Here is a 25,348-nt window from a genome sequence, read left to right as displayed (position 1 = left end):
AATCAGCGATTAAAAAAGGGAGCCATCTGGCTCCCTTTTTTTATTCCTTGCTGGTGCCTGGTGCGCCAGTCAGCAGAATCTGCTACGGCTCCACAGCGCGGCTTTCTGCCGCCACCTTGCGCAGCAGGGATTCCATATTGGCTACAGAGGTCAGGCGCATCTCGCCGTTAGCGGATGTCACCCGGCCCGTCACGTCATAGGATTCGCCGTTGCCGCCGTCATGCACCACAAAGGGCACAAGCCAGCCATCACCATCGCGCCTGGCCTGCCCCACGTTTTTGATTTCCTTGCGCCCGGTGGAGGCATCGGCAAACAGCGGAGCAAGCAGCCCCTGCGCGGTATTGCCCGAAGGCTTGCGGCCAGCAAATGCGCCGGAAGAAATGCCATTGAGCACAAAGGCCCGGGTTTCGTTCAGCAGCAGGGAGCGCACGTTGCCCTCCTTGGACGCCGCCTGCGTAAAGAGCAAGGCAACCATGGGCGGCAGATCCTTTGCCCCCTCCGGATCCTGCGCGCGGCGCACAAAAAGATTCAGCGCCTGCTCAAGAATGGCGTCCACATCCACCTGCCGCTCAAAAGCGGCCACGTCAGATTTGTCCACAGCGCCGCCAGCTTCCAGAATACACTGGCGCGGATCATTTGCGGCAAAGGCAAAGCCGGACTGCACCACAACCGCCGCCCACAGCAGGGTCGCTGCGAAATAGTAAGGCACACGAGCAAAGCCCCTGCAGCCCGCGTCTTTTACACCCACTTCCACACTGGCGGTCCGCCCAACAAAATTCAGCATATTTCCTCCGGCAACTGGCCCTTGAGCACAAGGGGCAGACCGCAGCTTACAAAAAGTACCGTGCCGCACACGCGGGCCAGCGCCTGATTGGCAAGGCCCAGCGTATCCTGAAAACGACGTCCGAGGCTCGACATGGCAACCATGCCAAGGCCAGCCTCCACGCTCACCAGCGCCAGCGGCAGGGGATAGGCCTCAATGCTGGCGGCCAGAGCCTCCACGCGGTCAAGAATATCCCTTTCCGTCATGTCCGCAGCCATAAGATTGGCTACCCACAGGCTCACGCAGTCAAACAGCACAACCCCCGGCCCCTTGCCGTCGGGCTGGGCCGCAGACATCAGCGATGCCAGAGCGCCAGCCGGGTCAAGCGGCTCTTCAAGGCAATGCCAGCCCTGACCGCGCTCCTGCCTGTGCCGGGCAATACGCGCCGCCATTTCTTCATCGTCCGCGCGGCCCGTGGCCAGATATAGCCGCTGCGGGGCTTGCGCCTCGGCCCAGCGCTGTGCCAGACCGCTTTTGCCGCTGCGTGTGCCGCCAACAAAAAGAACTGCTGCGCCCATTACTGCTGACCGCCCACGCGGGGGGCTGGCGCACGTTCTGTGCCGCCAAGCGAGTTTTCTGCAGGCAGCGCGGGGGCCGCATGCCCCTGCGGCGGGGTCAGCTGCGGGGAGGTCTGCACATGCCCGGCGTTTTGTGCGGCATTAGGGGCCACATTTGGCACGGCATTGCCTGCGCCATTAGGAATCGCCCCCGGTGCGGGGCTTTGCGGCTGGAACGGCGTACCTGTTCCGGCCTGTGCGCTGCGCCGCGCCAGATCGCGCAACACTCCCGCCGAGGCCTGCACCGAAGCAAGGGCCTGAGCGTCCGCGCGCAGGCGGCGGTCAACCCACTGGGCCACAAACAACAGGGAATCATCATCCAGCGTCTGTCCGCCGTTCTGGCGTATGGCCGCAACCAGGGTGCGCTGCAAGGCGGCGCGTTCCTCAAGCGCACGGCGGTACCGGGCGCTCAGGCCGTCCACCCGCAGTTGCGCTGTGGATATCTGCGCTTCGGGAGCATTGCTCTCCCGCAGCTGGTCTACCGCAAACACGGCTTCGGCCATCTGGGCGTTAATTTCCACTACCCCTTGCGCGGATTTGTCCTGCTCGCGCAGGCGGGCATCAAGATTGGGAACAGTGGCCACGCCTTCAAGCGCGCCAGCCAGAATCACAAGACGCCCGGCCAGCGCCATGTGCAACTGGCGGATCTGCTCTGGCGTAAAGCCCTTGGAGGCAGCATCGCGGTTGACGGCGTCCAGAAAGCGGTCCGCATAAAGGGTGTACAGCCCGCGCAGCATGGTGGGGTGAAAGGCATAGCGCAGCAGGGCTTCGCGCCCGCCCTTGCCGTCAGTGACATTGGCAAACTTTGCACCGTAGCGCTGATTGAGCGCCTGCACACTAACGTTCAGCGTGCCGCTCTGCGGGCCGGGCTTGAACCGGGCCACAACAAAGGCCGCCAGATCTTCCACAAATTCCATGCGGATGTGGCTGTCTTCCGTCACCTTCTGGGGCATCTGCGCCCCGTTCTGCTGCGGATACATCCCGGCAGGCGTTGAGCCATCTACAGGCGCACCCACGCTGCCCTGCACTGTTTGCCCGGCCAGAGTGCCGGGGGAGGTGGGCGGGCTGACAACAGAAATGGGCGGGGGCGGCGGCGCATCGCGCAGCACATCACCCACACCGGCCAGCGGAGTGCCGCTGGTGGCATTGTTTATGATGTCGGCGGCTTTGTCCTTCCACTGGTCGCGGGTTGATTTATCGCGTGTAAGCCAGTAGGTCGCGCCGCCCAGCGCCAAAACAGCCAGCAGCGCCAGTACCACGGCCTTGCGCGCGCCCGCGCGTGCGGGACGGGGCTTGGGCATATTCACAATGTCCGGCACGTCCAGAGGCTTTTTTTCCAATTTCATAAAATTCTCCTAATGCGGCAGGCATGGGGCCGTGGCACAACGGGTACAGCCCTGAGCGCCGCAAAAACGGCATACCGAGCCATTATTTCCGTTTATTGCGCGTAAATGCTAGCATTGCTTCCCTGCGCTGTGAAGACATTTTCCAGAGAGTTTCTGGATACGGGGCAGACATTGCCCGCATTGCACCCCAACGGGCGGCGGGGTATAGTAGGCAAATTCGTACGCAGTTTTTTATGAGAGGCTTTTTATGCATACCCCTGCCAACATCCTCACCATTGCCGGTTCTGATTCCGGCGGCGGCGCCGGCATTCAGGCTGACCTGAAAACAATCATGGCGCTCGGCGGTTACGGCATGAGCGTCATCACCGCCCTTACCGCGCAGAACGGATTGGGCGTTACAGGAATTCATGCGCCGGATGCCGATTTTGTGCGCTTGCAACTGCGCACGGTGCTTGAAGGTTTTTCCGTCAAGGCCGCAAAAACAGGCATGCTTTTTTCTGCCCCCATCATCCGCGCCGTTGCGGACGAACTGCGCAACCGCGACTTTCCCCTTGTGGTTGACCCTGTTTCCGTGAGCCAGAGCGGCAGCCGCCTGTTGCAGGAAGACGCCGTGACAGCACTGGTGGAAGAAATGCTGCCCGGCTGCGACCTGCTGACCCCCAACCGCCCCGAGGCGGAAATGCTCACCGGTATGAGCATCAGCAGCCTTGAAGACGCAGAGGCCGCAGGCCAGAAGCTGCTTGCCATGGGTGCGCGCGCAGTGCTCATCAAGGGCGGGCACATGGAAAGCTCCATCGTTGTTACAGACTGCCTGTGCATGCCCGGCGAGCAGCCCAAACACCTCCCTCAGGCCAAGGTGGAGACGGAAAACAACCACGGCACGGGCTGCACGCTTTCTGCCGCCATCGCCACAGGGCTTGGGCGTGGTTTGCCCCTACAGGTTGCTGTAACCCGGGCGCAGGAATTTCTTAATCTTGCCCTGCGTAAAAGCTATGCCCCCGGCAAGGGCTGCGGCCCGGTAAACCACGCTGCGGATTTAAACATCAAATAGGCATTTGCCCGCCTGTCAGCCGCACGGCCCTTTTCCGCCGCCGCATGGCAGGCGGATTGGCCCACTGTTTGCAGATTCCCCCTGTGGATATTCAGGGCGTCAAAATCAAGGCGGTGCGGCGTGCCTTTTCGTTTCAAGTTACAGAAAATACTCGACTACCGGGAACAGCTTGAAGAAGAAGCCAAGGTTGATCTGGCCAACAAGCAGAAACTCCTGGAAGAAGCGCGCGCACTTTTTGAACGCCTGAAGGCTGAACTGCGACAGACCGAAGACCGCTTGTTTGAATCAGCCCTTGTGCCGCAGGCGGAACGCTGGCTGCTGGAGCAGTATGTAAAAGGATTGCGGGGCGATGTAGCCAATGCCGCCTTGCAGACCCGCATGCACGAACAGCTTGTTGACGAAGCCCGCAAACTGCTGGCTGCGCGCGCCATTGAAAAAAAACTGCTGGAAAAGCTCAAGGAACGCCAAAACCAGCAGTATATTCGTGAGGAACAACTGAAGGAGCAACGCGTCAATGACGAAACAGCCACACTCCGCTACAAAGCTCCGGCTCTCTAAGCTATTCCGCTGGCTGGCGGTGCTCTGCTTTATGAAGCTTACCATCCTCGGCCTGTTGCTGCTGGATGTGCCCGTGCCCTCCTGGCTTGGCGGATCGCCCAAGGATGCCACGGTAGCCGTGAACGAGCCGCGCAATGGGCAGGAGCAGGCTGAAACCGTGGCTCCTGTTGCTGATGCGGCCCCCTCTGGTCTGGCGCAAAGCGTCAGTTCTACACTTTCGTCCATGGGTTCGGCCCTTGATTCTGTTGTAGACAACATCAAGGACAAAACTGAAAAGAGCCAGAGCGACCCGCAAGGTTCTGCCGCCGCCCGCATGGCCGCAGCGGTCAAACCCCATGCAGATCAAACCACCAGCGTGACCGATGCCGCCCTGCCCGCACCGCTTATCCGTGCAACGGCCTCAGGCGGCGCACCTGAAACTGCGGCGGCTTCCAAGGCTCCCAGCCAGACATTTTCTCCAAATTTTCCCGAACCGCAGGCCCTGCCTGCCCCACAGGCGGAACCGGGCACATCCGCGCCCTCCGGTAGCCTGATTGTTTCTGCCAGACCCAACCGCGCCAGCGAATCCGAATGGCTGGACGCCCTGGGTCTGAGCAATCTGCCCATCCCCGGCCTTGGCAGCGTACAGGCCGCACACGCGGCAGCGCTGGACATGCCTGTTCCCCAGACGCCCACTGGCGGGCAATCGCCCTTTGCTCCCGCAGAGCAAACCGCCCCGCTGACCATACCCGGCGCACCCCCCATACCGGCAAACATTCCGCGCGGTCAGGGCACGGACGGCGCACCTTTGCCGCCGCGCGGCGCGGCAGGCAACAGCGACGGCTTTTTGCCCCCCTTGCCGCAGGGACAAAGCTCGGGCACGCTGCCCGTCCCCACGGTGCAGCAACCTCAGGGCGCGTATTCCAACGACCCCAACACCAAGGCCCAGGAACTGGCGCGCCAGCAGCAGGATATTCTTGTGCTGCGCCAGCAGATGGATCAGCGCCTCAAGGACATTCAGGAAACTGAAAAGAAAATGCAGGACATGATCCGCGAGGCCAGGGGCATTGAAAACGAAAAAGTTCACCGGCTGGTTCTCACCTATTCCATGATGAAACCCAAAGCAGCCGCCAAGGCTCTGGAAAGCATGGACGAACGTGTGGCCATCCGCATTCTTTCCGGCATGTCGCCCAAGCAGTCAGGCGAAATCCTCACCTACGTTTCCCCGGCCAAGACAGCCAAGCTTACGGAGCTTATCACCCGCATGAGGATACCTGATTAATGCGCCTCAAGCTTTTGATCGCCTATGTGGGCACCTGCTACAGCGGCTGGCAGATACAGGAAAAGCCGAGCCCGCCGCCCACAGTTCAGGGCGAGATGGAAAAGGCCCTGCGCACCATCACAGGGCAGAACATACGCGCCCACGGCTCGGGCCGCACCGATTCCGGCGTGCATGCCCACGGGCAGGTTGTGCACTGCGATGTGCCCGATGCGCGGGCCAACATGGACTGGCGGCGCAGCCTCAACGCTGTTTTGCCCCGCGACATCCGCGTGCTGGAAGCCATGCAGGCCGCGCCGGACTTCCACGCACGCAAGGATGCCCTGCGCAAAACTTACGCCTACCAGTTCTGGCTGGAACAGACCTTTATGCCGCCGCAACTGACGCCCTTTGTGTGGAAATGCGGCCCCATGAATATTGAGGCCATGCGCGCCGCCCTGCCCCACCTGACGGGCCTGCACGACTTTGCCGCGCTGCGCAATGTGGGCACGGATGTGGAAAGCACAGAGCGCACGGTGCTGCAAACCGAGCTGCACGCAATGCCCCCCTGCGAATTTTATCCGCCGCACGCGCCCATGCTGCGCTTTATTGTGACTGCCGATGGCTTTCTCAAGCAGATGGTGCGCAATATGGCGGGCTTGCTGGCTGCCTGCGGCCAAGGCAAGGTGCAGCCAAAGGATATCCCCGCCCTGCTTGCCACACGCGACCGCCGGGATGTGCCCTCCGTCACCGCGCCGCCGCAAGGGCTGGCACTGGTGAACGTGGTGTACCCCGAGGCCTGATAGCCGCACACATTGTTGTGCCCCCTCTGCCACAAACAAAAAGCCCATAAATACAAAAGGCCGTCCATCTCTGAACGGCCTTTTCCTTTTACCAATGACTTTTGACTAAGCCTGATTTTTCATTTTTTCTATAACCCGCTGGAGTGACTGAGCCTGTTGCGTCAGGTCTGCGACAGCACCGGAAGCCTGCTCCATAGCTTGAGCGGTTTGGGCAGAAATTGTCGCCACCTGCTCAACAGACTGATTGATCTCTTCGCTGGCGGCGGATTGCTGCTCGCTGGCGGTAGCAATGGACTGAACCTGATCATTGACCAGATGGACGAGCTCAAGGATTTTCTTGAGTGATTCGCCGGAACGTACCGACATGGTGGTTGCACTTTCAATAGTCACGGCAACCTGCTCGACATTCTGGATATTCTTGCGGGTGCCAGCCTGAATGCCCGTAATGGCCTGACCCACTTCTTGCGTGGCAGACATGGTTTTTTCCGCCAGTTTGCGCACTTCATCCGCAACGACGGCAAAACCTCTACCAGCATCGCCCGCGCGAGCGGCCTCAATGGCGGCGTTCAGCGCCAGCAGGTTGGTCTGGTCGGCGATGTCGGCAATGACCCCCATAATCTGGCCGATGCTCTCCGCCTGCTTGCCCAGAGCATCCATATCTTCCTTGATGGCAATGGACTGCGTGTGGACGGATTCAATGCCCTTAACAGCATCGTCGAGTATCTGCGAGCCTTCCACGGCCTGTTCCCTGGTCTGATGCGAAACATCCGCTGCCTGCTGGGCATTCTTGGCCACTTCCAGCACAGTGGCGTTCATTTCTTCCATGGCCGTTGCGGTTTCACGCACACGGCCAGACTGCTCGTCAGCCCCCCGGCTGGACTGCACAATCTGTTCAGAAAGCGCTTCTGACGCGGACGACACGATCTGCACAATCCCTTCAAGCTGCTGGGCAGCCTGGAGCATGCCTTCCGCCTTGGCCCGCTCTGCCCGGCGAGTTGCCTCCTCGGCAAGAGCGGTTGCTTCCTGCGCGGCTTTAGCCTGTTGCGCTGCCTGCTGCGATTTGCTGTCTGCTTCGGCAATTTTGGCTTTGAGGTTGCCAACCATTTTTATGAGCACACCGTAAACGCCGCCATCGCCGGAATACGGCTTGAATGCCAGATCAAGCTGACCGGCGGCTATTTCCGATGCCACGTGATGCAAATAACCGGGATCCTCGCCAAGCTGCTTCGTCACACCCCTGATAATCAAAATGGAAATAGCTGTGGCAGCGAGCATTACCGCAATTATCAACGAGATCGTAAGCAGCTTCCCTCGCTCGTATGAAGTTTCCGCGTCAGCAGCTGAAGCCTTGCTTCCCTTGTTATTGATATCAATAATAACTTTTAGCTGATCGAGGGCCTCAACATACTGCCCCCTGGCCGGGCCAAGCACCAACTTGACAGCTTCTTCGGTATTATTGCTTTTGGATAGGGCCTCAACCTTCGCGTGATTCTCCGTATAGGCCTTCCATGCCGCAAGAAACTTGGGGAATGCAACTTTTTCCTCAGGCTCAGAGATTAGTTTTTCATATTCTTTAACTTTTTCATTAATACTGCCGGTCAAATTCTGTATCTTGTTTTCATACTGCCGCATCAATGATTCATCTGTTGTGAGAATGTGAACCAACTCGTTGCGCCTGTATTCATTCACCATGCTGTTAATTTCACCAGCAACCTTGATTGTTGGAAGCCAGTTTTCAGAAATATCCTTGACGTCTTTATTTATAGAAGACATTCCAACAACAGAAACAAATCCAATAATTATTGAAAATGCCATCAACAATACTGTAAGAAATACAAGTTTTATCGAAAGCCTCATAACACACTCCTGAATACTGTTGTTATTTTACGTTATTTACCAATTCACATGGCAAGAACATACTTTCTATGGACGTCTCCGACACTTGTATATTTTATCGTCTACATATACCAATACTTTACATATTTTTAAATTATATTTTTTATCTTTATTTAACAGTACGATATAATAAATATACTAAGACAATATACCTAAAATATCCTGCAATTATATTGCATTTTATTGATCTATAATATTGCGAATATTAATTCGTAATTCTAAATAGAATTTAATATTTTACCTATTACAAATGCCAAAGCCCCCGCTCACGGTGAGCGGGGGCTTTGGCGTATATAGGAACCAGCCAGATCAGATGATTTCGCTGAGGCCGGATTGTTCCTGCGCCTTGAACTTCTGTTGCAGCATGAGCGGCAATGATTCAGGATCGGCAGGGTCATACTCAAACATCACGGCAGTGCCGAAGCAGGAAAAATACTTGCTGCCATCGGGGTGAAAGGCCACGTTTTCATTATAGCCCACAATAGCCTGTGCGCCCTTGTTCATGGCCCTTGCCGCCATGCCAAAAAAAGCTTCCTCCGAGTCAAACCCCCGGCAACAGACAAGGCCAAGCACCTTGGCAATACGCCTCCCCTCCACCTGATGCGTCGTCACCACAGGAAAGCGCCCGGCCAGAAAAACCTCACGCACCCTGGCGCTTGCGTCAGAAATGCCCACAGTTCTCTCGGCCTTGCGGCTTTTTTTATCGTGGCCTCCCAGCAAAAAAAACATGCTGAACCTCCAGATCAGATGGATGTTCGGGTATTTGACACCCGTTTACATTCAAACTGCAAAGGCCTTGCCAAACAAACCTAATCATTAAATTACAGCACGTTACAAAAGAGTCAACGCGCTCAGTCAGAACATTGACTCGTCAGCGCATCTGATTGGCAACCTTGACAAAATCATTGTAGGCGGCCCGACTTGCCAGAGCGGCCTTATTCATTTCAAATCGTACAGGAACGTAAAATTCTTCTTCAAGTCCCTGGTCAAAAAGCTGCGCGTAGCTGCCTGCCTGCTTGAGAAAAGCACGGTACTGACGCTCCAGTTCCGGCGCTGCCATAAAGGGAGGCCGCCCGCCGTCTGCAATGGCTGCAGCAAGCTCGTCACGCTGGGCCTTCAGCGCACCTCTGTCGGGCTTGCTGGGTGTAAGCAGGGTTGCAGTTTTGCCAAACACTGCGAAAATGCGTTCCGCAGCCTGAATTTGCCGTTTGAGCGGGTGGTTGCGCAGCAAGATATCTTCTGCCGGGGCAGCCTCGCCCTCCACAATCGCCATATAGGCATCGCGGGCAACAATAAAGGCCGCATGTTCCTTGAGTATTTCCGCAGCCAGGGCCTTGCCCTTGACGCCGTTATCCTGAATGCTCTCGTCGGACACGTACTTTTCGAGCAGGCGATAATCAGCCCGCATGTCTACGATGGCTTTATTCATATCCTGCACGCAGGCGGCCATTTTTTTGGCCTGTTCAGGAGTAAAAAGGCTGACCGGGGGCGTCAGGCGGCGGGCAAGGGCGGCATCCTGATCCGTATTCAGCTCCGGGCGTTTGGCCAGTTGCCACTCTGCCAGGTAATACTTGGTATAGGCCGCCAGCACATCGGCCTGGGCATAGCGCCCTGTTGCCAGCGCCATCGAAGCTGCGTTGGAAAAAGCCACCAGCCGGTCTGCCCTGTCCAGTTCTTCAGGGCTGGGAGGCGGGGTTGCTTCTTCCACAGCTTGTGCCTGAACCGCAGTTTCCGCATTAGGCGCGCTGGAGGTAGATTCGGCAACGGGCTTGCCGTTTGCGCCTTCTTCCTTTTTGCCGGAATCGCAGGCGGTCACAAGCAGGGCCACACTCAGGGCCAGCAGCAGAGCGAGAACTATTTTTTTCATCGGCGTATATGAGCGAACGTCCCGCATTGTAAGGCAGGACGTTCAGTAGCGGTTACATGTGGTTGCAAATCTGCCCGCAGGCTGGATACCTAGGCGCGGGCAGCTATCCAGGCGTTCAGGCCCGTGAGGTCTTCGCCCCAGGGGAACGAGCCGCCCTTGAGTTCCGGCCCCACGCCGTAAAACAGCGTACCCACGGTTTCGGCTGCGTCCCTGTCCGTGGGGGCGTCGCCCACCATGAGCACATCGGCGGGGTCAAGCTTCTGCGTGTTCACAATCTGCGCCAGCAGCACTGCCTTGGCTGGCGGGGAGCCGTGGATGGCGTCAAAATAGCCATCCAGCTTGCGCTCGCGCAGCACGGCCAGCACTTCTTCGTGCGGCGCGCCGGAGCAGACAAACATGGGCAGCTTGCCGCGCCAGGAATCAAGCGTTTCCTGAATGCCGGGTATCAGCTCGCAACGGCGCAGTTCGTCCAGCACATATTCGGCAAAGCGGTTGCCAAGTCCCTCTGATTCCTCAGGGGTTATGGTCTTGCCCAGCACATCTTCATAAAACCACTCAAACTTCTTGTAACGGCTCACGCCGCCGTGCACCTTGTGGTACATCAAAAAGCGGTCGCGCGCCTCGGGGCCAAACGGTTCCATCAGACGGCCAAAGGCCCGTGTTTTCACGGGCACGCTGTCAAGAATGACGCCATCGCAGTCAAAAACAAGGCATTGCAGTGACATAATATTCCTTGAAAAGCTGTTCGAGTCCGGGGCCGCATGGCCTCCGCTAGCCAGAGCATTTCAGCATGAAAGGCTCCCATTAATCCCAGTGCTTCTGACCGCCCTGCCCACGCATGCCTATAAGCTTGGCCGGAACGCCGCCCACAATACTGAAGGGGGCCACATTGCGCGTAACCACAGCGCCAGCGCCCACCACAGCCCCGCGGCCAATGCGCACATCTGGCGTAACGACGCAGTTGGCGCCAATCCACACGTCTTCTTCAATAATAATCTGGCCGGGAACATGCCCCTGATGCATGATCGGCACATCCTGACGCGCAATGCAGTGGTTGGCCGCGCGGATAACCGTTCCTGGCCCCACGGCGGTATGCGCCCCGATTTCTATGCGGCCCGCATCTGCCCCCACATGCACATTGGGCGAGAGGGCCACGCAGTCGTGCAGCACAAGTTCGCCGTCAGAGGCGGTAACAAAACAGCCGCGCCCCATGCGCACACCGTTGCCAATGCGCATGTTGCGGCAGCCCGCAAGGCTCAGGCCCGTGCCAAAACGCGCCGAACCGCAACTTTTGAAAAGCCACCGCCAGGCAAACAGGCGCAAGGCAAGGCCCACCGGCGTGGGGATCCAGGCAAAGCTGGCCAGCCATAATTCTTCAAACGCCGCCGACACCCGGCTGAACAGCCCGGGCCCTGCATGCGGCTTTGGCTGGGCGGCCTTGGCTTCGGACTGGGCAGACTGCCCTGCCGGTGCCGAAGTTTCGGCGGCAGCGCCGTGAGTTTGTGCTCCCACGGCGCTTGCGCCTGTTGAACCGTCTGCGGCATTGTCCCCTTGTGCAGGGGCGGAATTAAGCTCGCCCGCCATTTACTTGCGGTATTCCTTCATAAGATCATCGCCTTCCATGAGGCGGGCCACGCGGGCCAGATCTTCAGGGGTGTCCACGCTCCACGAACGGCAGTCTGTGGGCACCATGTGCACCTTTTCGCCGTGCTCGAGAATGCGCATCATGTCCACGGATTCATAAATTTCCAGCGGGCTTTCGGGCATTTCGTTGAAATGCAGCAGATAGTCGCGGCGGAAGGGAATGATGCAGACCTGCTTGCGCATGGGCACCTTGTCCGACCCCTTTTTGCGCGAAGGAATGGGCTCGCGCGAGAAATAGAGCGCATTGTTGAAGTGGTCCACAACGACCTTGACTTCGTTGGGATCTTCAAATTCCTCAAGGGTATCCATATCGGCCATGAGGTTGACCACGTTGATGGAAGGATCAGCCAGCATGGGGGCCACGGCGGCATCGATCATTTCGGGGCGCACCATGGGTTCATCGCCCTGCACCATGACCACGATGTCGGCCTTCTGACCGGTGGCGGCTTCGATCTTCAGCAGGGCTTCTGCGGTACGCGTTGAGCAGCGCACGTGATGGTCGCCCGTCATGACGCTCTTGAGCCCGGCGTCCTTGCAGTAATTTTCAATGATCTCGTCGCAGGTGGCCACATAGGTGGCGGAAAGGCACTTGCTCATGGCCGTGCGAAAGGCCACATGCCCTACCATGGGAACGTTGTGGATAAGGGCGAGCGGTTTGCCGGGGTAACGGCTGGAACCCATACGCGCGGGAATGATGGCAATGATGTTCATCTGACGGCTCCTTGTGGCCTCAATAATTTGTGTACGTAAAAAACTGCATCCAATCATGCCGCAAACGGGCGGAGGCCCATGCGGCAGCAACTGCCGTTCCCAGGTCTAGTCGTCAGTGGATACGAGGTACCCGCCCTCAGACGCCAGCTCGGGGTGCAGCTCCTTGTGTTCCTCTTCCATCACGCGCAGGATGCCCTGCCCCAGATCAACGGTCAGCGGCGGCACCAGCTTGCGGCCCACCTTGGGCATAAAGGCATAAGGCGTGACCTGATAATGCCCGCTGTTGGGATCATTCTGATAATTGATGGTCAGTTCCTTGCCGAGCATTTCACCGATCATCTTGAACAGATCACCCACGCGCATGGGCTGGTTGCCAGAGATGATGATGTTCTGGTTTTCAAACTCGGGATCAAGCACGGCCAGGGTGGCTGCCGAGGCATCGTCCACGTGCACGTATTCGCGCAGGGCCGTGGGCGCGCCGTAGTAGGTGATGGCGCCGTTGGCAAGCGCCTCGTAAACAAACCTGTTGATGGCGTTGCGGCGGTCGGAACGCGGGCCGTACAGCGAGCCGTAACGCAGGATGGTGTACGGCAGGTTGTGCATGGCCTGATAGTTTTCGATATACAGTTCGCAGGCCTGTTTGCTGCAACGGTAAAAACCGCCGGACTTTCCGTACACGTACAGGGAACTGGCAAAAACATAGCGCTTTACGCCAGCCTTGCGGCAGGCCTCAAGCACCATGACGTTGCCCAGCACGTTGATACGCGCAGTATCCACCGGGCGGTTGTTGGCCTCGCCGATGTCGGCAATGCCAGCATAGTTGAAGACCATATCCGCACCGGCAACGGCGCGGTTGACGGTTTCTTCATCCAGAATATTGCCTGCAAGCATGGTCTGGTCGGGCCGCAGAAATGGCGAGGGATGCAGGTCAACAATGGTGACCGCATGCCCGGCTTCAGAAAGCTTGTCGCAGATATGCGAGCCCAGAAAACCGGACCCGCCAAAGACGGTAATATTCACAGTTATTCTCCCGAATTGGGGCGTTCAGCCGCCCGCCACAAAAAGACCGAATCAATGCCATAAGCAATAAAACGGCTGCCTGCGGCAATCTGCCGCGCAAGCTCCGCTGGGTCAGGCTGCACAATGTGCAGGCCCATGCGAGCGCCTGCCTTGGCGCAACCTTGGGCAATCCGCGCCATGGCAGCTTTGAAATCCGGGTGGTCAAACTGGCCCGTAAGCCCCATGGAACCCGAAAGATCGTAAGGGCCGACCATGATGGCATCCAGACGGGGATGCGCCAGAATGGCCTCCAGATTTTCTACTGCACGGATGTGCTCGATCTGGGCCACCAAAAATATCTCGGGCGCGCGGCTGGCGCGGTACTCGTCAAAATTTTTGCCAAACACGTTGGCCCGGCAGTAGCCCACGCCGCGGTATTCGGGCGCGGTTTCACCCGCAGCTCGCCAGGTGTCCTGCCCCGGGTACACTGAAAGATCAATGGCCCGGTCAAGCTGCGCGCGGCTTTCAATCATGGGGAAGATAAGCCCCTGAGCCCCGGCTTCCAGCGCGGCCTTGATCTGGGTTTTGCTGGCTTCGCCAAGGCGCGCGAAAGGCGCCGCGCCGCCGCATTCGATGGCGCGGAAAACATCCGGCAGCCCGGTGCGGCCAAAAGAGCCGTGTTCCATATCAACAGCAACCCAGTCATAACCGGCGCGGGCCATAAGCTCGGCCACGTCAGGCGAGGGCAATTGCAGCCATGTGCCAACTGTGGCCTTGTCTGCCGCCAGCCGAGCGCGAATTTCATGTACAGTCATATCAAGCGGCATGCCGCCGCAGGGTTGAAGGTTACGACAAACGTCCTTTACTATACGCCCTGCGTCCACCGTGCGCAATACGGCCAGAGGGCCTGCCGCCAGTGGAAATACAAACCCAATACTCGCAAACCCACCGCACTTTGAATCCAATGCAACAGCAGATACCTCGTACTGCCCGTCCAAAGCCATTTTGCGCCAAGCAAACGACAGCAATGCGGCGCTTTTGATAACCAAACCGTTATAAGAATGAAATTGTTACTTTTTTATCAAAGAAGGAATAGAGAAAAGACAGGGCTTGGCGTTTTACCGTGAGCATGCTAATAAAAAAGCCCCCCGTGGGTAACGGAGGGGCTTGGATAGGAACCAGACTGCGGCAGAACAGTCTGGTTCGCAGGAGGAGGCTGGAAAAACAAACAAGAACGTCAACGTCTTATGACGCTGGCACTTGTATATGGACACTCCGAAACTGGCATTGCCAGACGGGTGTTTGAATCCACTCTCCGCCGGGGCTCCTGGATCGCAAGATTCAGGAGCCTTTTTTGTTTTTGCCCACAAATCCCTCGCGGGGCACAGACAAAACAAACAAGGGGCTTCGGCGCAAAGCCCCTGCTCTTCAGCCTACGGGCTCAATGAACTGCGATCAACATAGAATGGAAGAATCCTTAGGTCAAGGAGCTGCGCAATTTTTCACATATTTTTTGCGCATTTCTTTTTATCCGCTCAGATAACTATTTAAATATAATAGTAAAAAAATAACGACTATTTTTCTATAATTTTTTAACCCTTTGCAATCAGGAACTAGGACCTGATTTGCCGTTTTCTGGTGACTTCACGCAAACACCCCGCCAACGCATGTAGCGCTGACGGGGTGTGCAGGTATCATCCCATACGGTGGATGAAGCGTCTAGAAGGGCCAGACGTTATCCATAAGCCGTGTGAACCAGCCGGGCTTCTGCTTGTCGGCCAGCACGCCCTTGCCGTAATATTCAATGCTTGCGTCCGCAATCTGGGTGGAAAGAACGCTGTTGTCGGCGCTGACGTCCTTGGAACGGATCATGCCGCGCACGACCATGTATTCCGTTTCTTCGTTGACGCGGATTTCACGCGCGCCCTCAATCTCCATCAGGCCGCCCGGCAACACCCGGAGCACACGCGTGGCCAGAGAGGTGGTCACGTAGTTCTCACGCTTGGTCTTGCCCGTGGCCGTCAGGCCGCTGGTAGACCCCGTATTCAGGATGGGCAAGCCCACCGCCGGTTGCGGCCCCACAGCGACAAAGGGAATGAAGCCTGCGTGATCCTTGTTGAACATGGCGGAAACCTCGTAATCGTTGGAGCCTTTCTTGTTGGCTGTGGTTTCTGCCTTGTTCTGGGCCTTGGTATTTTCCACCAGTTTGACCACAACAATATCACCGACGCGCCGGGCGCGGCTGTCTTCAAAAAGGGTATCTGTTTCGCTGGCGGCAAAAATCGACCCCGGATTGTTGGCCGAATTGGCCTCCTGCCGATATTCCTGTGGCGGTGTTACCGGCGGATGCAGTGCAGGTCGCCGGGTTGGGCTGCCGCCGCAGGCGACGCAGAACAGATAGCTCAGCGCCAGAACGGGTATTATGTATCGTGCCTGCATATGCTCCTCTCCTTCCACCTTTAAACGCTAGTGGATTTCCACGGTGCTGCCATCTTTGACAATGGCGTATACCTGTTTTTTGGTTTGCAGATTTCGTACCGCAATGGTGGCCCCCGGCTCGCCGTCGGCCAGGGCCTGGGCCTGCGTGGCAATGCGCAGGTTGCCCTTTATATAGATGAGGTTGACCACATCACCGCGCCTTACCATCAACTGGCTCACAAGGTCGCTTTGCAAAATTGGCTCGCCGGTATTCAGCGCGCGGTTCACCTGCCAGGGGCCGCCGCGCCCATCCCACGGCAGATCACGCAACTGGCTGGCGTTGACCTTCATAAAGGTGACGGACTCTGCCGCCAGGGCTTCCCCTTTGTTCATGGGGCGCGATGCCGCAGGAGCCGTTATCCAGAGCGTGAGGTTGACCGTGCCGGAAATGCGCCGGAGCACATTGCCGTCCACTTCCTGCACAGCAAAGCGCAAGGGCACGCGGCCGGGCGACAGTTTGCCCGGTTCAAGCTGCACCCGCTGCTGCGCATGGGCCAAAAAAATGTAATCCGGCAGCCGAAAATCGCTCAGCTCCACCTGCCCCGGCATGGCGGACAATTGTGGTGTCAGACTTTTGACCACGTAGGAGCGCAGGTCTTCCTCATGAAACACCAGCCCCCCGCGCTGAATCACCAGCGAAGATGGTAAAATGCACCGCCCGGCAACATCCTTGCCCAAGGCCTGCCGCAAAGCCTGAGAAAGGCGGGAATGACTGATCTGCAAGGGTTTGCCTTCTTCCGGGGGCGCAGGCCAAAGCTGCTGCGCGCGCAGTTGCGCCCAGGTATCCTGCCCCATCTGCCCCAGCGGAACAGCAATATCACCCAGCAAAACCATATCTGAATTGGTGACCGCTGCTGAAAGGATTTTGAGCCGCCAATCGTCAGGGCCAAGCATGTTCAGCTGTCCATCCTGCGCCACGGGGGCTTCGCCTGCGGCAAGCTGGTTGCGCGCCTTGGCGGCCCGCTGATCCTGCGCATCGTCCGCAAGGGGCATTTGCCCTGCCTGCGCCTGCGGAGTGCGCAACTGTGTGACTATCTGATTGGGCGAACGGCGATGGTTGCGGTCATTATCCTGCCATGTGGCGCTGGGGACGCCGCCCTGCGGAGCCGCCACGGAAGCCGTAGCCCACAGGCAGCACACCAGAGCCGCAGCCAGAAGTGCGCGCAAAGGCAGCACCTGACCATCCCGCACTGCACATATGACCTGCAAAAACCGCATGACGCATACCCCTAAAATCTTTTCACGCTCAAATACCTGCATGACGACGGCAGCATTGCTGCCATTTCCCAGTAAGCCTTGCGTGGCGCGGATTTTTTCAAAATCAGCGCAACACAGACATTTTCAACAATAATCAGCCCTAGCTGCGCTTGAGCTGCACAGCGATGCCCAGCATGGAATCTGATGTCTGGATGGACTTCGAGTTAACTTCATAGGCGCGCTGACCCACAATCATATTCACCATTTCGTCCACAACTTCCACGTTGGACATTTCCAGAAAACCCTGAGCCAGGGTGCCCACATTGTCTGTGCCGGGTACGCCTTCTGTGGCATCACCCGAAGCCTGGGTGGGCGTGTAGAGGTTGCGCCCGCGGGCATCAAGGCCAGCCGGATTGATAAAGGTGTAGAGCGGCAATTCGGCCCCGGCCAGTTCCTGCCCCTGCGCATCCAGAGCCGCCATGTGGCCCGAGGATGAAATGGAGATGGTCTTGGTTTGCGCGGGCACGGCAAACTGCGGTTGCAGAATATAGCCGTTGGCGGTGACCACTGTGCCGTCCTGATTGAGCTTGAAGGAACCGGCGCGCGTGTACATGAGCTCGCCGTTCACATCCACCTGGAAAAAGCCGTCGCCTTCAATGGCTACGTCGAGAGTGTTGCCGGTGTTCTGAAAATCGCCCTGCGTAAAAAACTTGTGCACAGCCGTGGGACGAGCGCCCATACCGACCTGAATACCGACAGGCAGGCGGTTGTCACCCTCGGTGATGGCGCCGGCCATACGCATGGTCTGGTACATGAGATCTTCAAACTCGGCCCTGCTCTTTTTAAAGCCCGTGGTGTTGACGTTGGCCAGGTTGTTGGAAATCACGTCGATATTGAGCTGTTGGGCCACCATGCCGGTGGCGCCTGTCCAAAGCGATCGCATCATGGGAATTTCTCCTTATACATAACCAGCGCGGCTGCCGGTTGCTGCTAAACCATCACCGGTTAACCCTGGCGGCGGCCCACTTTTTCGTTGGCGGCGCGGTCCAGCGTGTCTGAGGTCTGCATGACCTTTTGATAGGCTTCAAACTGGCGCTGCACTTCGATCATGTTGACCATTTCGGACACGACTTCCACATTGGCGGCTTCCGTAAAGCCCTGCTCGACGCGCGCGCCATCGTCGTAGGCATTGCCTTCGACAATCTGAACTCCATCACGCGGGCGAAAGAGATTACCGCCCATTTTTTCAAGATTCTGCGGGTTGTTCACGCTGACCAGGGCCAACTGGTCAATAACGTTGCCATCGGCAAGTATCTGACCATCGCCGCTGATCTGCAAATGACGCGTACCAGCCGGAACGTTGATAACACCGCCAGCGCCTTGCACGGTGTAGCCCTGCGGCGTCATAAGGACGCCATCGCCGTTGAGCACAAAAGCCCCGTTGCGCGTGAGATACTGCCCCGTAGGTGTAGTGACCCGGAAAAAGGCATTCTCTCCATTAATGGCAACATCAAGGTTGTTGCCGGTATATTGCATGGAGCCTTGCGAAAAATCAGTGTTCGCCACAGATAAGCGGACCCTTGCGGCATTCATCGGTTCGGGAAACAGGGGCGTAGATTTGAGGTTCAAAATCGGCTCCCGAATCTCGTCAAAGGCAAAGGTCGGCATGGTATCTTTGAACGCCACTGTCTCACGTTTATAGCCACGCGTGTTCACGTTCGCCAAATTATTGGCGATGAAATTCATGCGGTGTTCCGTGGTCAATGCGGCAAAAAGTCCGCTAAACATGCCTGCTTGCATAAGCAGCTCCTTGTGTTGGCAGCAGCGCTAAAGATGAAGCGCCGCCGTCTACCTCGGGCCTGATGGCCCTTGCCAGAGCTTTTGCAATATGCGGGCCAATGCCTGTACATTTGGAAACAACCTCTGCGTGCTCGCTCAGCCCCGAAAAGGCACAGAAGACACAGGTGGCGGCACGCAGAGCTATCAGCCCAGGGGAGCAAGCATGGTGCCCAAGCGTTAATCAGCCAATTCTGAGGTCGCCCCCCATTATTGATAAAAGAGTGTACGCGAAGCGCCCCCGCCAAGGCGGCTGAACTGCCGCAATCACAGACAGCCCTGACGGAAACAAAAGCGACTTTTACACGCCCCCGCCCTGACCAGCCCAAAAATCGGCGTCAAGAGCCAACTTTTTAAGAAGCCGAAGCCTATCGTACTTGCCGCAATAAACTTTTTTTGCCGAAATCCAAAAAAATACTTGCCAGCCACCCCCTGTTGGCGTAAACACATCTTCGCGCCGAAGTGGTGGAATTGGTAGACACGCTAGGTTCAGGGTCTAGTGCTCGCAAGGGCATGGGAGTTCGAGTCTCCCCTTCGGCACCATAAGAAAATCAACGGGTTAGAAGAAAAAGTCTTTCTTCTGACCCGCTTTTCTTTTTCCCAAATCGCGATTCTCCCCCACTATGCCCCCACCCCTGGAAATTTGTTAAAATTTCTTGGGGTACCCACTTGTCGCTGCCCCCACCTTCCGTGGGGGAGTGCAGCGTTTACTATACTCCCTTCCTTTTTAAAGCTCCTCCGGGTCATTCGTATGGAATGCCCTGGCGGAGCTTTTTTGTTTTCTCAGTCCCAGTCTCCTTTCACGGCACTCACTCCCTCACAAAAAATTCGCCCCCCTCCCGTGTTCACGGAAGAAGGGCGAAACCTCGCGCTCTTTGCTTGCGGCTCTACGCCACAGCAGCAGGGGAACTTGCGTCATGCAGGTGCGGGGTCGTCGTGGGTGGTGCCCACGGCCTGACGAGCCAGCCGCTCAGACAATCACCTCAAGCAAAGGAAACACGTTGAGGAAAACCAAGGCCTAGAAAGGCGAAAAGCCAATACGTTGGCGCGTATCGGCTTATCAGCAGAGTGAAATCTCTCTTTGCAATGAGATGACACTAAACCGCAAGGTTCCTCTTTGTCAAGTGCATCGAGTCTGCTTGTTTTTGCTTTTTTTCGGCCTACCCCGCTTGGGGAAGAGAGCGCGAACCATGCAGACATTTGCACCAAGAGGACGGATTCACGGGCCGATTTTACCGCAATTTGTGTTGGAAACTTCAATCAGTTTTGGAGCCAAAATTATGTATGCCCTGCTGTGCAATTACGCTTCGGACAACGACCGCTGCTGGCCCTCCCAGGCCAAGCTGGCCGCTCGGCTTTCGTGCAGCGTGAGCAGCGTTAAGAAGTACCTAGCCGAGTTGGTAGGAATCAAGCTCGTGCATGTTCGGCGTGAGCAATACCGCTCATCCGTTTATTATATGTTGGAACCGGCTGCGTTGAAGTCGGCCAGCCATGAGCCAAATCCTGCCTGCCGTCAGGCAGACTCTGCCTGCCCACAGCCAAAAGTTGGCTACATAAATACTCTTAACAAGCAAAGAGAAATACAAAATCCCCCCTTACCCCCCGTGCGTTCTGCGTTGCCAGATTTTGCGGCCTCGCCTCTACCTTCCGTGTCAGGGGGCGGGGGTGTGTCTGTCTCTGATTTTGAAAAAGTATGGGAACTTTACCCCAAAAAAGAGGCCAAGGGCCTTGCCCGTTCTGCTTGGCTACGTCTCCAGCGAGAGGGTTTGTTGCCGCCTCTGCCTCGAATTGAATCCACCATCCGGCATTTCATGGCCACGGACAGTTGGCAGCGTGAACAAGGCCGCTTTGTGCCGCAGATGAGCAACTGGCTAAAAGGTCAACGCTGGCTGGATGATGACGTGATGGCAGCCGCCAATGAGGCAGAAGCCAGACAGCGATCTGTCGCTGCCCTTCAGGCTATGCAGCAAAAAGAGGAAGCCAAAAATGCTGCACGAGCCAGAGAGCGCGAAGCTCTCAGACCCCGCTTTGATGCCTTTGCCGAGAGCTTTCAAATTCACGACAAGCCCGGGATCAGGCCAATGGCCTTTGGTCTGTGGATGCACCTGCACAACACACATCGTGCGCCCACGCCTTCTGACGTGCCTGCCGACAATCAGCTTGGTATTGGCGAATTTCTGCAAGCCTTCAAGCGGCGTTGCGAAGAAGCGGCATGGCGGAAACCTGTCGTGCCGGAACGCACGGCACAGACCGCGTTTGGGGCGTTCACTGAGCCACGAGGCAACAAGCTCACCGCCTTCGGTGCTCTCTTGCCGCATCACCCAATGTTTTCACGACAGCCTGTGTCTCCGGCCCTGGCCAGAGCCATGTGACGATTGCAATCCAAGGAGATTTCAGTGAAACGACAACACATTTTTCGTCTGCTCCCGGCACTACTTGTGCTGCTCTGGGGAAGCATGGCCTGGGCGGCGGAACAGCCGCCTGTGCCTGTGGCACCACCTGCCCCCGTCATCGGGCAGCAGGGCATTGTCCTAGGTCAAACGGACGCTCAAAGACCTACAACGGCAGATCCTGTCACGGCTACCCCGGCTGTGCCTCCAACTCCAGTTGCGCCTGCCGTTACGGCTGCTTTGCCCCAGGAAGGCAAAAAGCCCGATGCCCAAACGCTGTTTCAAGAAAGCCTGCGTCAGATGATGCCGCTGGATGACAGTCAGATTCAGGAGTACCGGGAGCGGTCGGATCAGCGCGATCGGGCTTTGTTGCCGGTGTCGCCTTCACTGGCCTCGCGTACAGCGCGGGTGTCGCTGGAACCTGGCAGTGCGCCGGTGCGGGTGTTCACCACGGCCAATATCGCCACCTCGCTACTGATCCACGATTCCACGGGGCAGCCCTGGCCCATCACCTCCGTCACCAACGGTGGCCCTTCGTTTTTTCAGGTGCTGCGCCCTGAACTGCCGGACGGCAACCTGTTGAACATCACGCCCATACAGGCCTACGGCACCACAACCCTGGTCGTCACGCTGGAGAAACAGGACATTCCGCTGGTCATCCGGCTGGAATCGGATTCTGTGCGCGGGCCGGAGCGCAAGGCGGACGCTTTGGTGCTCTTTCAGATTTCCCAGCATGGCCCACGCGCCAAAGTGCCGGTCATTGAGGACATCAAGGAAACCGTGAACTCCTCCATGTTAGCCTTTCTGGATCATGTGCCGCCAGCAGGGGCCGTTCGCGTGCGCATGGAGCCCACGCCGGACAAGGTGCAGGTCTGGAAGCTCGGCGCAAATCACTACGTCCGCACCAGTCACAGCATGATGTGGCCTGCTTGGACGGCGGTGGTCAACGGCGCGGGCAACATGAAGTGCTACGAGGTGCCTGTTACATCACGGATCATGCTCTCCGTGGGCGGCACAATGCAGACCCTGGTGCTGAAAGACCCGGAACCCGGCAAGGCGCATGGGGAGGTGAAGCCATGAGAGTCACCAGCACGGAAAAGAAACGCCGTTTCGTCATGTTCGCCCTTTTGGGAGTGGCTGTGACCGTTGTCCTTGCGGTGGGCTACATGGCGCTGTTCGCGCCGAAAAAGCCTTCGGCTTCGGCCACGCTGGCCTCGGCCCGCACGGATTCCGTCAAAGGGCAGGCGGGCGGTGAAGGCTCGGAAGAGTACAACAAAAAGCTGGAAGCTCACGACCTGCAAAAGGCCAACAGTGCCCTTGCAGCGGGCGAGAGCTTTATTCCCACGCCTGTGGGCACCAAAACCCCGGCAGTAACACGAAAGCAAGACACCCCCCCGCCTCCTCCGCCGGTCACGCCTCCGCGTGTGGCTCCTATACAGGCTCCGCGCACGGACAACACCCTGCAAAAAAGGATGTTGGAAGACCTAGCGGCTCTGGATGCCAAATTATCCTCGGTATCTGTGGAACAGGGAAAAGTCGTTTTTGTGCATGATTTTTCCAAGGACAAACCCCTCCCTGCCCCTGCGTTTGTGTCCAGCGATGGGGAGTCACCGGCATCCAACACTCTGACTTTGAAGCCTGGCGATCTTCTCTACGCCGTCATCGACACTGGCGTAAATTCTGACGTTCCTTCTGCCGTCATGGCCACGGTGGCTTCGGGCAAGCTCAAAAACGCACGTCTCCTTGGCAAGTTTCAGCGTTTTGAAGAACGGCTGGTACTCGCCTTCACCAGAGTCATTCTGCCGGATGGTTCGGATGCCCAGATTGAGGGCTATGCGGTTGACCCGGCCACGTCTGAAGCCTCTGTGGCCTCTTCGGTGGATACGCATTTCTTCAGCCGCTGGGGAGGGCTTATTGCCACGGCCTTTCTGGAAGGTCTGTCCAACGCCAAAAAGTACAGCGGCGCACAGAGCACCATCTACGGAAGCTATGGGGGCGGGATGAACGGCCAAACCACGGATCAGATGGTCTGGAACACTTATAGCCCTGCGGATCAGGCCTGGATTGCGGCGGGCAAGGTGGGAGAAAAGGCCGGGAAAATCTTTGAGAAGAATTTTGAGCGCCCTCCCACGGTCTACCTGGAAAGCGGTACGGTGGTGGGCATTCTTGTGCTCAACGTGAAGGCGAGGTGATGTATGGAGAATTACGTCGCCAACGTCATTCCGCATTTGCAGCAATGGTGGCCCGTGGTCATTGTGCTGGCCTACCTCATCGGCATTGCCTTTGCGATGGTATCGCTGGCGCAGAGCATTAGCCATAAGCACCGTTTCAACCGCAGTACCGCCGTCTGGTCACTGTGGGCTTCTGTCCTGCTCCTGAACATCCCCGCGCTCATGGATTCTCTTGCTATGACCGTTTTCAACCAGACTTCGGAACAGGCCTTGAGCTATTCGCCTCCGGCATCGCCGGGCTCTGTCTACATTCAGTTTGCTGTCTACGGCATCGCCACGGTGGGCATTATTGGCATCATTCGGGGGCTGTGTCTGCTCAGAGATACTCCCAACCAAAGCATGAACTTGAGCCGCTGCATCGTGCATCTCTTCGGCGGCATTATCGCAGTCAACCTCGTCACATTCCTGCGCGGCATCGGGGCCACGCTGGGCGGTGATGTGCAAACAACCATCGCAAAAATCATCGGGTAAATAAGGAGAATTGTATGAAAACCTGTTTTTCTCTTGAAGCTGTTTCCCCTGTCCGCTTCACAGCAGCGGCTCTGTCTGCCGCCGCTGTGTGGCTTCTCGTGCCGGAGTTGGCCCTGGCTGCCGTAACCTTTGGCGACATCGGCCAGAACGTGGCGGACAGTGCCAAGGGGGTAGCCAAGGGCGTTACAATGGCGGGTTTTGCCTCCGGCGCGGGCATGGGGGTTTGGGGTTGTATTGACCTTTATAAGGCCAGCAAAAGCCAGTCTGGTCAGTCGGGCAACTACGCACCCGGTGTTGCCAAGGTGGTCATTGGTGCTCTGGCCCTTGGCATCGGGGAGTTTCTTGGTTCCGGTTCAGCCACTCTGTTTGGCTCTGACCAGACTACTGGTCTGGATGAACTCGGTCTGCGGTAAGCGGGGGGGATATGAACTGGTTCAAAAAGAAAAAACCTTTACCGGAAGATGTGCAGACAGCACAGCCTTCGGAAATGGTAGAAACAATGGCAGAGGCAAGCGAAAGCCCGCCTCCGACCTACACTGCCGAAACCATCATTGGCGGCTTGGGCTGGTATCGCAGTCAGTACCAACGCGCCATGAAATTGGCCTTGGGACTGGTGCTCGTGCTCATCGTGTGCATTGCGGTGGTTGCGCTGCTCATTTTGAAGCAACCCACGCCGCGCTATTTTGCGGCCACGCCAGATTTGCGACTTGCACCGCTCATTCCCCTGGATAAGCCCGTTCTCAGCCAGCAAGGGCTTTTGAATTGGGTCACAGAAACCATCAGCAATGCCGTATCTCTGGATTTTCTGGAATGGCGGGAAAAACTCTCTAATACCAGAGAAAACTTTGAAGAGGCAGCCTACAAATCATTTCTGGCGGCCCTCCAATCTTCCGGCATTCTGGACATGATCCGCGACAAGCGGCTTTCCGCCTCTGCCGTGGTCACTCGTGCCCCGGTCATCAGCGCATCGGGCCTGGTGGGCGGCATCATGACTTGGAGGGTCGAGTTCCCCCTCATCCTTTCCTACGAATCCAGTCAGGGTGTGGAAAGCACCCAGCGTCTCATGGCCACGGTGCTGGTGGCCCGCGCATCCACAGTGCTCACGCCGCGCGGCGTGGTCATTCAGCAAGTTGTGCTGAAGAGGGGGGAATAATGAAATTGTTCATCCCTCTTCAGGCGTATGCGCGAGACGCCCGCTACGAAGGCGTAGGCGGAATTCACTTCCGCCGTATGCGCCGGAGTAGGCGCAATCA

Annotated in this window: 25 protein-coding genes, 1 tRNA gene and 1 pseudogene; 11 read left to right on the top strand and 16 right to left on the bottom strand. The window is 57.5% G+C overall.

Going from position 1 to position 25,348, the window contains the following annotated elements; all coding sequences use genetic code 11:
- Positions 1–82 precede the first annotated feature (82 nt).
- From ACUZ9Q_RS04320 to ACUZ9Q_RS04310, 3 genes are read right to left on the bottom strand one after another with little or no spacing between them, the layout of a single operon-like run.
- Complete coding sequence (locus ACUZ9Q_RS04320; protein WP_449247396.1) at positions 83–784, bottom strand: hypothetical protein; 702 nt, start codon at positions 782–784, stop codon at positions 83–85.
- Positions 778–1,341, bottom strand: a complete 564-nt coding sequence (locus ACUZ9Q_RS04315) for a bifunctional adenosylcobinamide kinase/adenosylcobinamide-phosphate guanylyltransferase (protein WP_449247395.1) — start codon at positions 1,339–1,341, stop codon at positions 778–780. The genes ACUZ9Q_RS04320 and ACUZ9Q_RS04315 overlap by 7 nt, the downstream gene beginning before the upstream one ends.
- Positions 1,341–2,726: a hypothetical protein gene (locus ACUZ9Q_RS04310; RefSeq protein ID WP_227117762.1), complete on the bottom strand. Its 1,386-nt coding sequence runs from the start codon at positions 2,724–2,726 to the stop codon at positions 1,341–1,343. Before ACUZ9Q_RS04310 ends, ACUZ9Q_RS04315 begins: the two co-directional genes overlap by 1 nt.
- 247 nt (positions 2,727–2,973) lie before the next feature.
- Here ACUZ9Q_RS04310 and thiD point away from each other — a divergent pair, with 247 nt between their 5' ends.
- From thiD to truA, 4 genes are all read left to right on the top strand, one after another.
- Entirely contained in the window at positions 2,974–3,777 is an 804-nt protein-coding gene (gene thiD, locus ACUZ9Q_RS04305) for a bifunctional hydroxymethylpyrimidine kinase/phosphomethylpyrimidine kinase (protein WP_449247394.1), read from the top strand.
- A 120-nt stretch (positions 3,778–3,897) separates the two neighbouring features.
- Positions 3,898–4,335: a flagellar export protein FliJ gene (fliJ, locus tag ACUZ9Q_RS04300; protein ID WP_192111293.1), complete on the top strand. Its 438-nt coding sequence runs from the start codon at positions 3,898–3,900 to the stop codon at positions 4,333–4,335.
- Complete coding sequence (locus ACUZ9Q_RS04295) at positions 4,292–5,596, top strand: MotE family protein (RefSeq protein WP_256185854.1); 1,305 nt, start codon at positions 4,292–4,294, stop codon at positions 5,594–5,596. Before fliJ ends, ACUZ9Q_RS04295 begins: the two co-directional genes overlap by 44 nt.
- Positions 5,596–6,375: a tRNA pseudouridine(38-40) synthase TruA gene (gene truA, locus ACUZ9Q_RS04290; protein ID WP_192111292.1), complete on the top strand. Its 780-nt coding sequence runs from the start codon at positions 5,596–5,598 to the stop codon at positions 6,373–6,375. The genes ACUZ9Q_RS04295 and truA overlap by 1 nt, the downstream gene beginning before the upstream one ends.
- Positions 6,376–6,480: 105 nt before the next feature.
- On the opposite strand, the gene ACUZ9Q_RS04285 is transcribed toward truA, so the two are convergent.
- The 13 genes and pseudogenes from ACUZ9Q_RS04285 to flgF all read right to left on the bottom strand — a co-directional run bounded on the left by ACUZ9Q_RS04285 (position 6,481) and on the right by flgF (position 18,967).
- Positions 6,481–7,608, bottom strand: coding sequence for a methyl-accepting chemotaxis protein (locus ACUZ9Q_RS04285; RefSeq protein ID WP_297146589.1), 1,128 nt, complete (start codon positions 7,606–7,608; stop codon positions 6,481–6,483).
- A gap of 96 nt (positions 7,609–7,704) precedes the next feature.
- Positions 7,705–8,232, bottom strand: a pseudogene (locus ACUZ9Q_RS04280) (MCP four helix bundle domain-containing protein); the annotation flags it as partial.
- A gap of 348 nt (positions 8,233–8,580) precedes the next feature.
- Positions 8,581–9,000, bottom strand: coding sequence for a hypothetical protein (locus ACUZ9Q_RS04275; RefSeq protein WP_192111290.1), 420 nt, complete (start codon positions 8,998–9,000; stop codon positions 8,581–8,583).
- Between the two features lie 142 nt (positions 9,001–9,142).
- Positions 9,143–10,138, bottom strand: a complete 996-nt coding sequence (locus ACUZ9Q_RS04270; protein WP_449247393.1) for a hypothetical protein — start codon at positions 10,136–10,138, stop codon at positions 9,143–9,145.
- Between the two features lie 89 nt (positions 10,139–10,227).
- Entirely contained in the window at positions 10,228–10,863 is a 636-nt protein-coding gene (locus ACUZ9Q_RS04265) for an HAD family hydrolase (RefSeq protein ID WP_192111288.1), read from the bottom strand.
- A gap of 79 nt (positions 10,864–10,942) precedes the next feature.
- Complete coding sequence (locus tag ACUZ9Q_RS04260; RefSeq protein ID WP_449248130.1) at positions 10,943–11,542, bottom strand: acyltransferase; 600 nt, start codon at positions 11,540–11,542, stop codon at positions 10,943–10,945.
- A gap of 180 nt (positions 11,543–11,722) precedes the next feature.
- Positions 11,723–12,493 (bottom strand): 3-deoxy-manno-octulosonate cytidylyltransferase, encoded by a 771-nt coding sequence (locus ACUZ9Q_RS04255; protein ID WP_022658329.1) that lies wholly within the window; start codon positions 12,491–12,493, stop codon positions 11,723–11,725.
- 105 nt (positions 12,494–12,598) lie between these two features.
- A complete protein-coding gene (locus tag ACUZ9Q_RS04250; RefSeq protein WP_215647080.1) occupies positions 12,599–13,513 on the bottom strand; it encodes an NAD-dependent epimerase/dehydratase family protein in 915 nt (304 codons plus the stop codon).
- A 2-nt stretch (positions 13,514–13,515) separates the two neighbouring features.
- Positions 13,516–14,307 (bottom strand): HpcH/HpaI aldolase family protein, encoded by a 792-nt coding sequence (locus tag ACUZ9Q_RS04245; RefSeq protein ID WP_192111286.1) that lies wholly within the window; start codon positions 14,305–14,307, stop codon positions 13,516–13,518.
- A 904-nt stretch (positions 14,308–15,211) separates the two neighbouring features.
- Positions 15,212–15,931, bottom strand: a complete 720-nt coding sequence (locus ACUZ9Q_RS04240; protein ID WP_192111285.1) for a flagellar basal body L-ring protein FlgH — start codon at positions 15,929–15,931, stop codon at positions 15,212–15,214.
- Between the two features lie 27 nt (positions 15,932–15,958).
- Positions 15,959–17,188, bottom strand: a complete 1,230-nt coding sequence (flgA, locus tag ACUZ9Q_RS04235) for a flagellar basal body P-ring formation chaperone FlgA (RefSeq protein WP_192111284.1) — start codon at positions 17,186–17,188, stop codon at positions 15,959–15,961.
- A 139-nt stretch (positions 17,189–17,327) separates the two neighbouring features.
- On the bottom strand, positions 17,328–18,113 hold the full coding sequence (flgG, locus tag ACUZ9Q_RS04230) for a flagellar basal-body rod protein FlgG (RefSeq protein WP_192111283.1): 786 nt from the start codon (positions 18,111–18,113) through the stop codon (positions 17,328–17,330).
- A 59-nt stretch (positions 18,114–18,172) separates the two neighbouring features.
- The gene (gene flgF / locus ACUZ9Q_RS04225) at positions 18,173–18,967 is read right to left on the bottom strand and encodes a flagellar basal-body rod protein FlgF (RefSeq protein WP_192111282.1); all 795 of its coding nucleotides are present in this window, start codon (positions 18,965–18,967) and stop codon (positions 18,173–18,175) included.
- 492 nt (positions 18,968–19,459) lie between these two features.
- Between flgF and ACUZ9Q_RS04220 the strand changes: the two genes are divergently transcribed.
- The 7 genes from ACUZ9Q_RS04220 (at position 19,460) to ACUZ9Q_RS04190 (ending at position 25,248) form a co-directional block, all read left to right on the top strand.
- Positions 19,460–19,546 (top strand) — tRNA-Leu (locus ACUZ9Q_RS04220).
- Between the two features lie 647 nt (positions 19,547–20,193).
- Positions 20,194–21,375: a helix-turn-helix domain-containing protein gene (locus ACUZ9Q_RS04215; protein ID WP_449247392.1), complete on the top strand. Its 1,182-nt coding sequence runs from the start codon at positions 20,194–20,196 to the stop codon at positions 21,373–21,375.
- A gap of 24 nt (positions 21,376–21,399) precedes the next feature.
- On the top strand, positions 21,400–22,473 hold the full coding sequence (locus tag ACUZ9Q_RS04210; protein ID WP_449247391.1) for a DotH/IcmK family type IV secretion protein: 1,074 nt from the start codon (positions 21,400–21,402) through the stop codon (positions 22,471–22,473).
- Positions 22,470–23,585: a DotG/IcmE/VirB10 family protein gene (locus tag ACUZ9Q_RS04205; RefSeq protein WP_449247390.1), complete on the top strand. Its 1,116-nt coding sequence runs from the start codon at positions 22,470–22,472 to the stop codon at positions 23,583–23,585. The genes ACUZ9Q_RS04210 and ACUZ9Q_RS04205 overlap by 4 nt, the downstream gene beginning before the upstream one ends.
- Positions 23,586–23,588: 3 nt before the next feature.
- Positions 23,589–24,095, top strand: a complete 507-nt coding sequence (locus ACUZ9Q_RS04200; protein ID WP_449247389.1) for a hypothetical protein — start codon at positions 23,589–23,591, stop codon at positions 24,093–24,095.
- A gap of 14 nt (positions 24,096–24,109) precedes the next feature.
- Positions 24,110–24,508, top strand: a complete 399-nt coding sequence (locus ACUZ9Q_RS04195; RefSeq protein WP_449247388.1) for a hypothetical protein — start codon at positions 24,110–24,112, stop codon at positions 24,506–24,508.
- Between the two features lie 11 nt (positions 24,509–24,519).
- Positions 24,520–25,248 carry a DotI/IcmL/TraM family protein gene (locus ACUZ9Q_RS04190; protein ID WP_449247387.1) on the top strand — a complete coding sequence of 243 codons (729 nt, stop codon included), beginning with the start codon at positions 24,520–24,522 and terminating at the stop codon, positions 25,246–25,248.
- Positions 25,249–25,348 lie beyond the last annotated feature (100 nt).

Source organism: Desulfovibrio desulfopostgatei (assembly GCF_053570645.1).
This window is presented reverse-complemented; position numbering and strand designations above follow the sequence as displayed.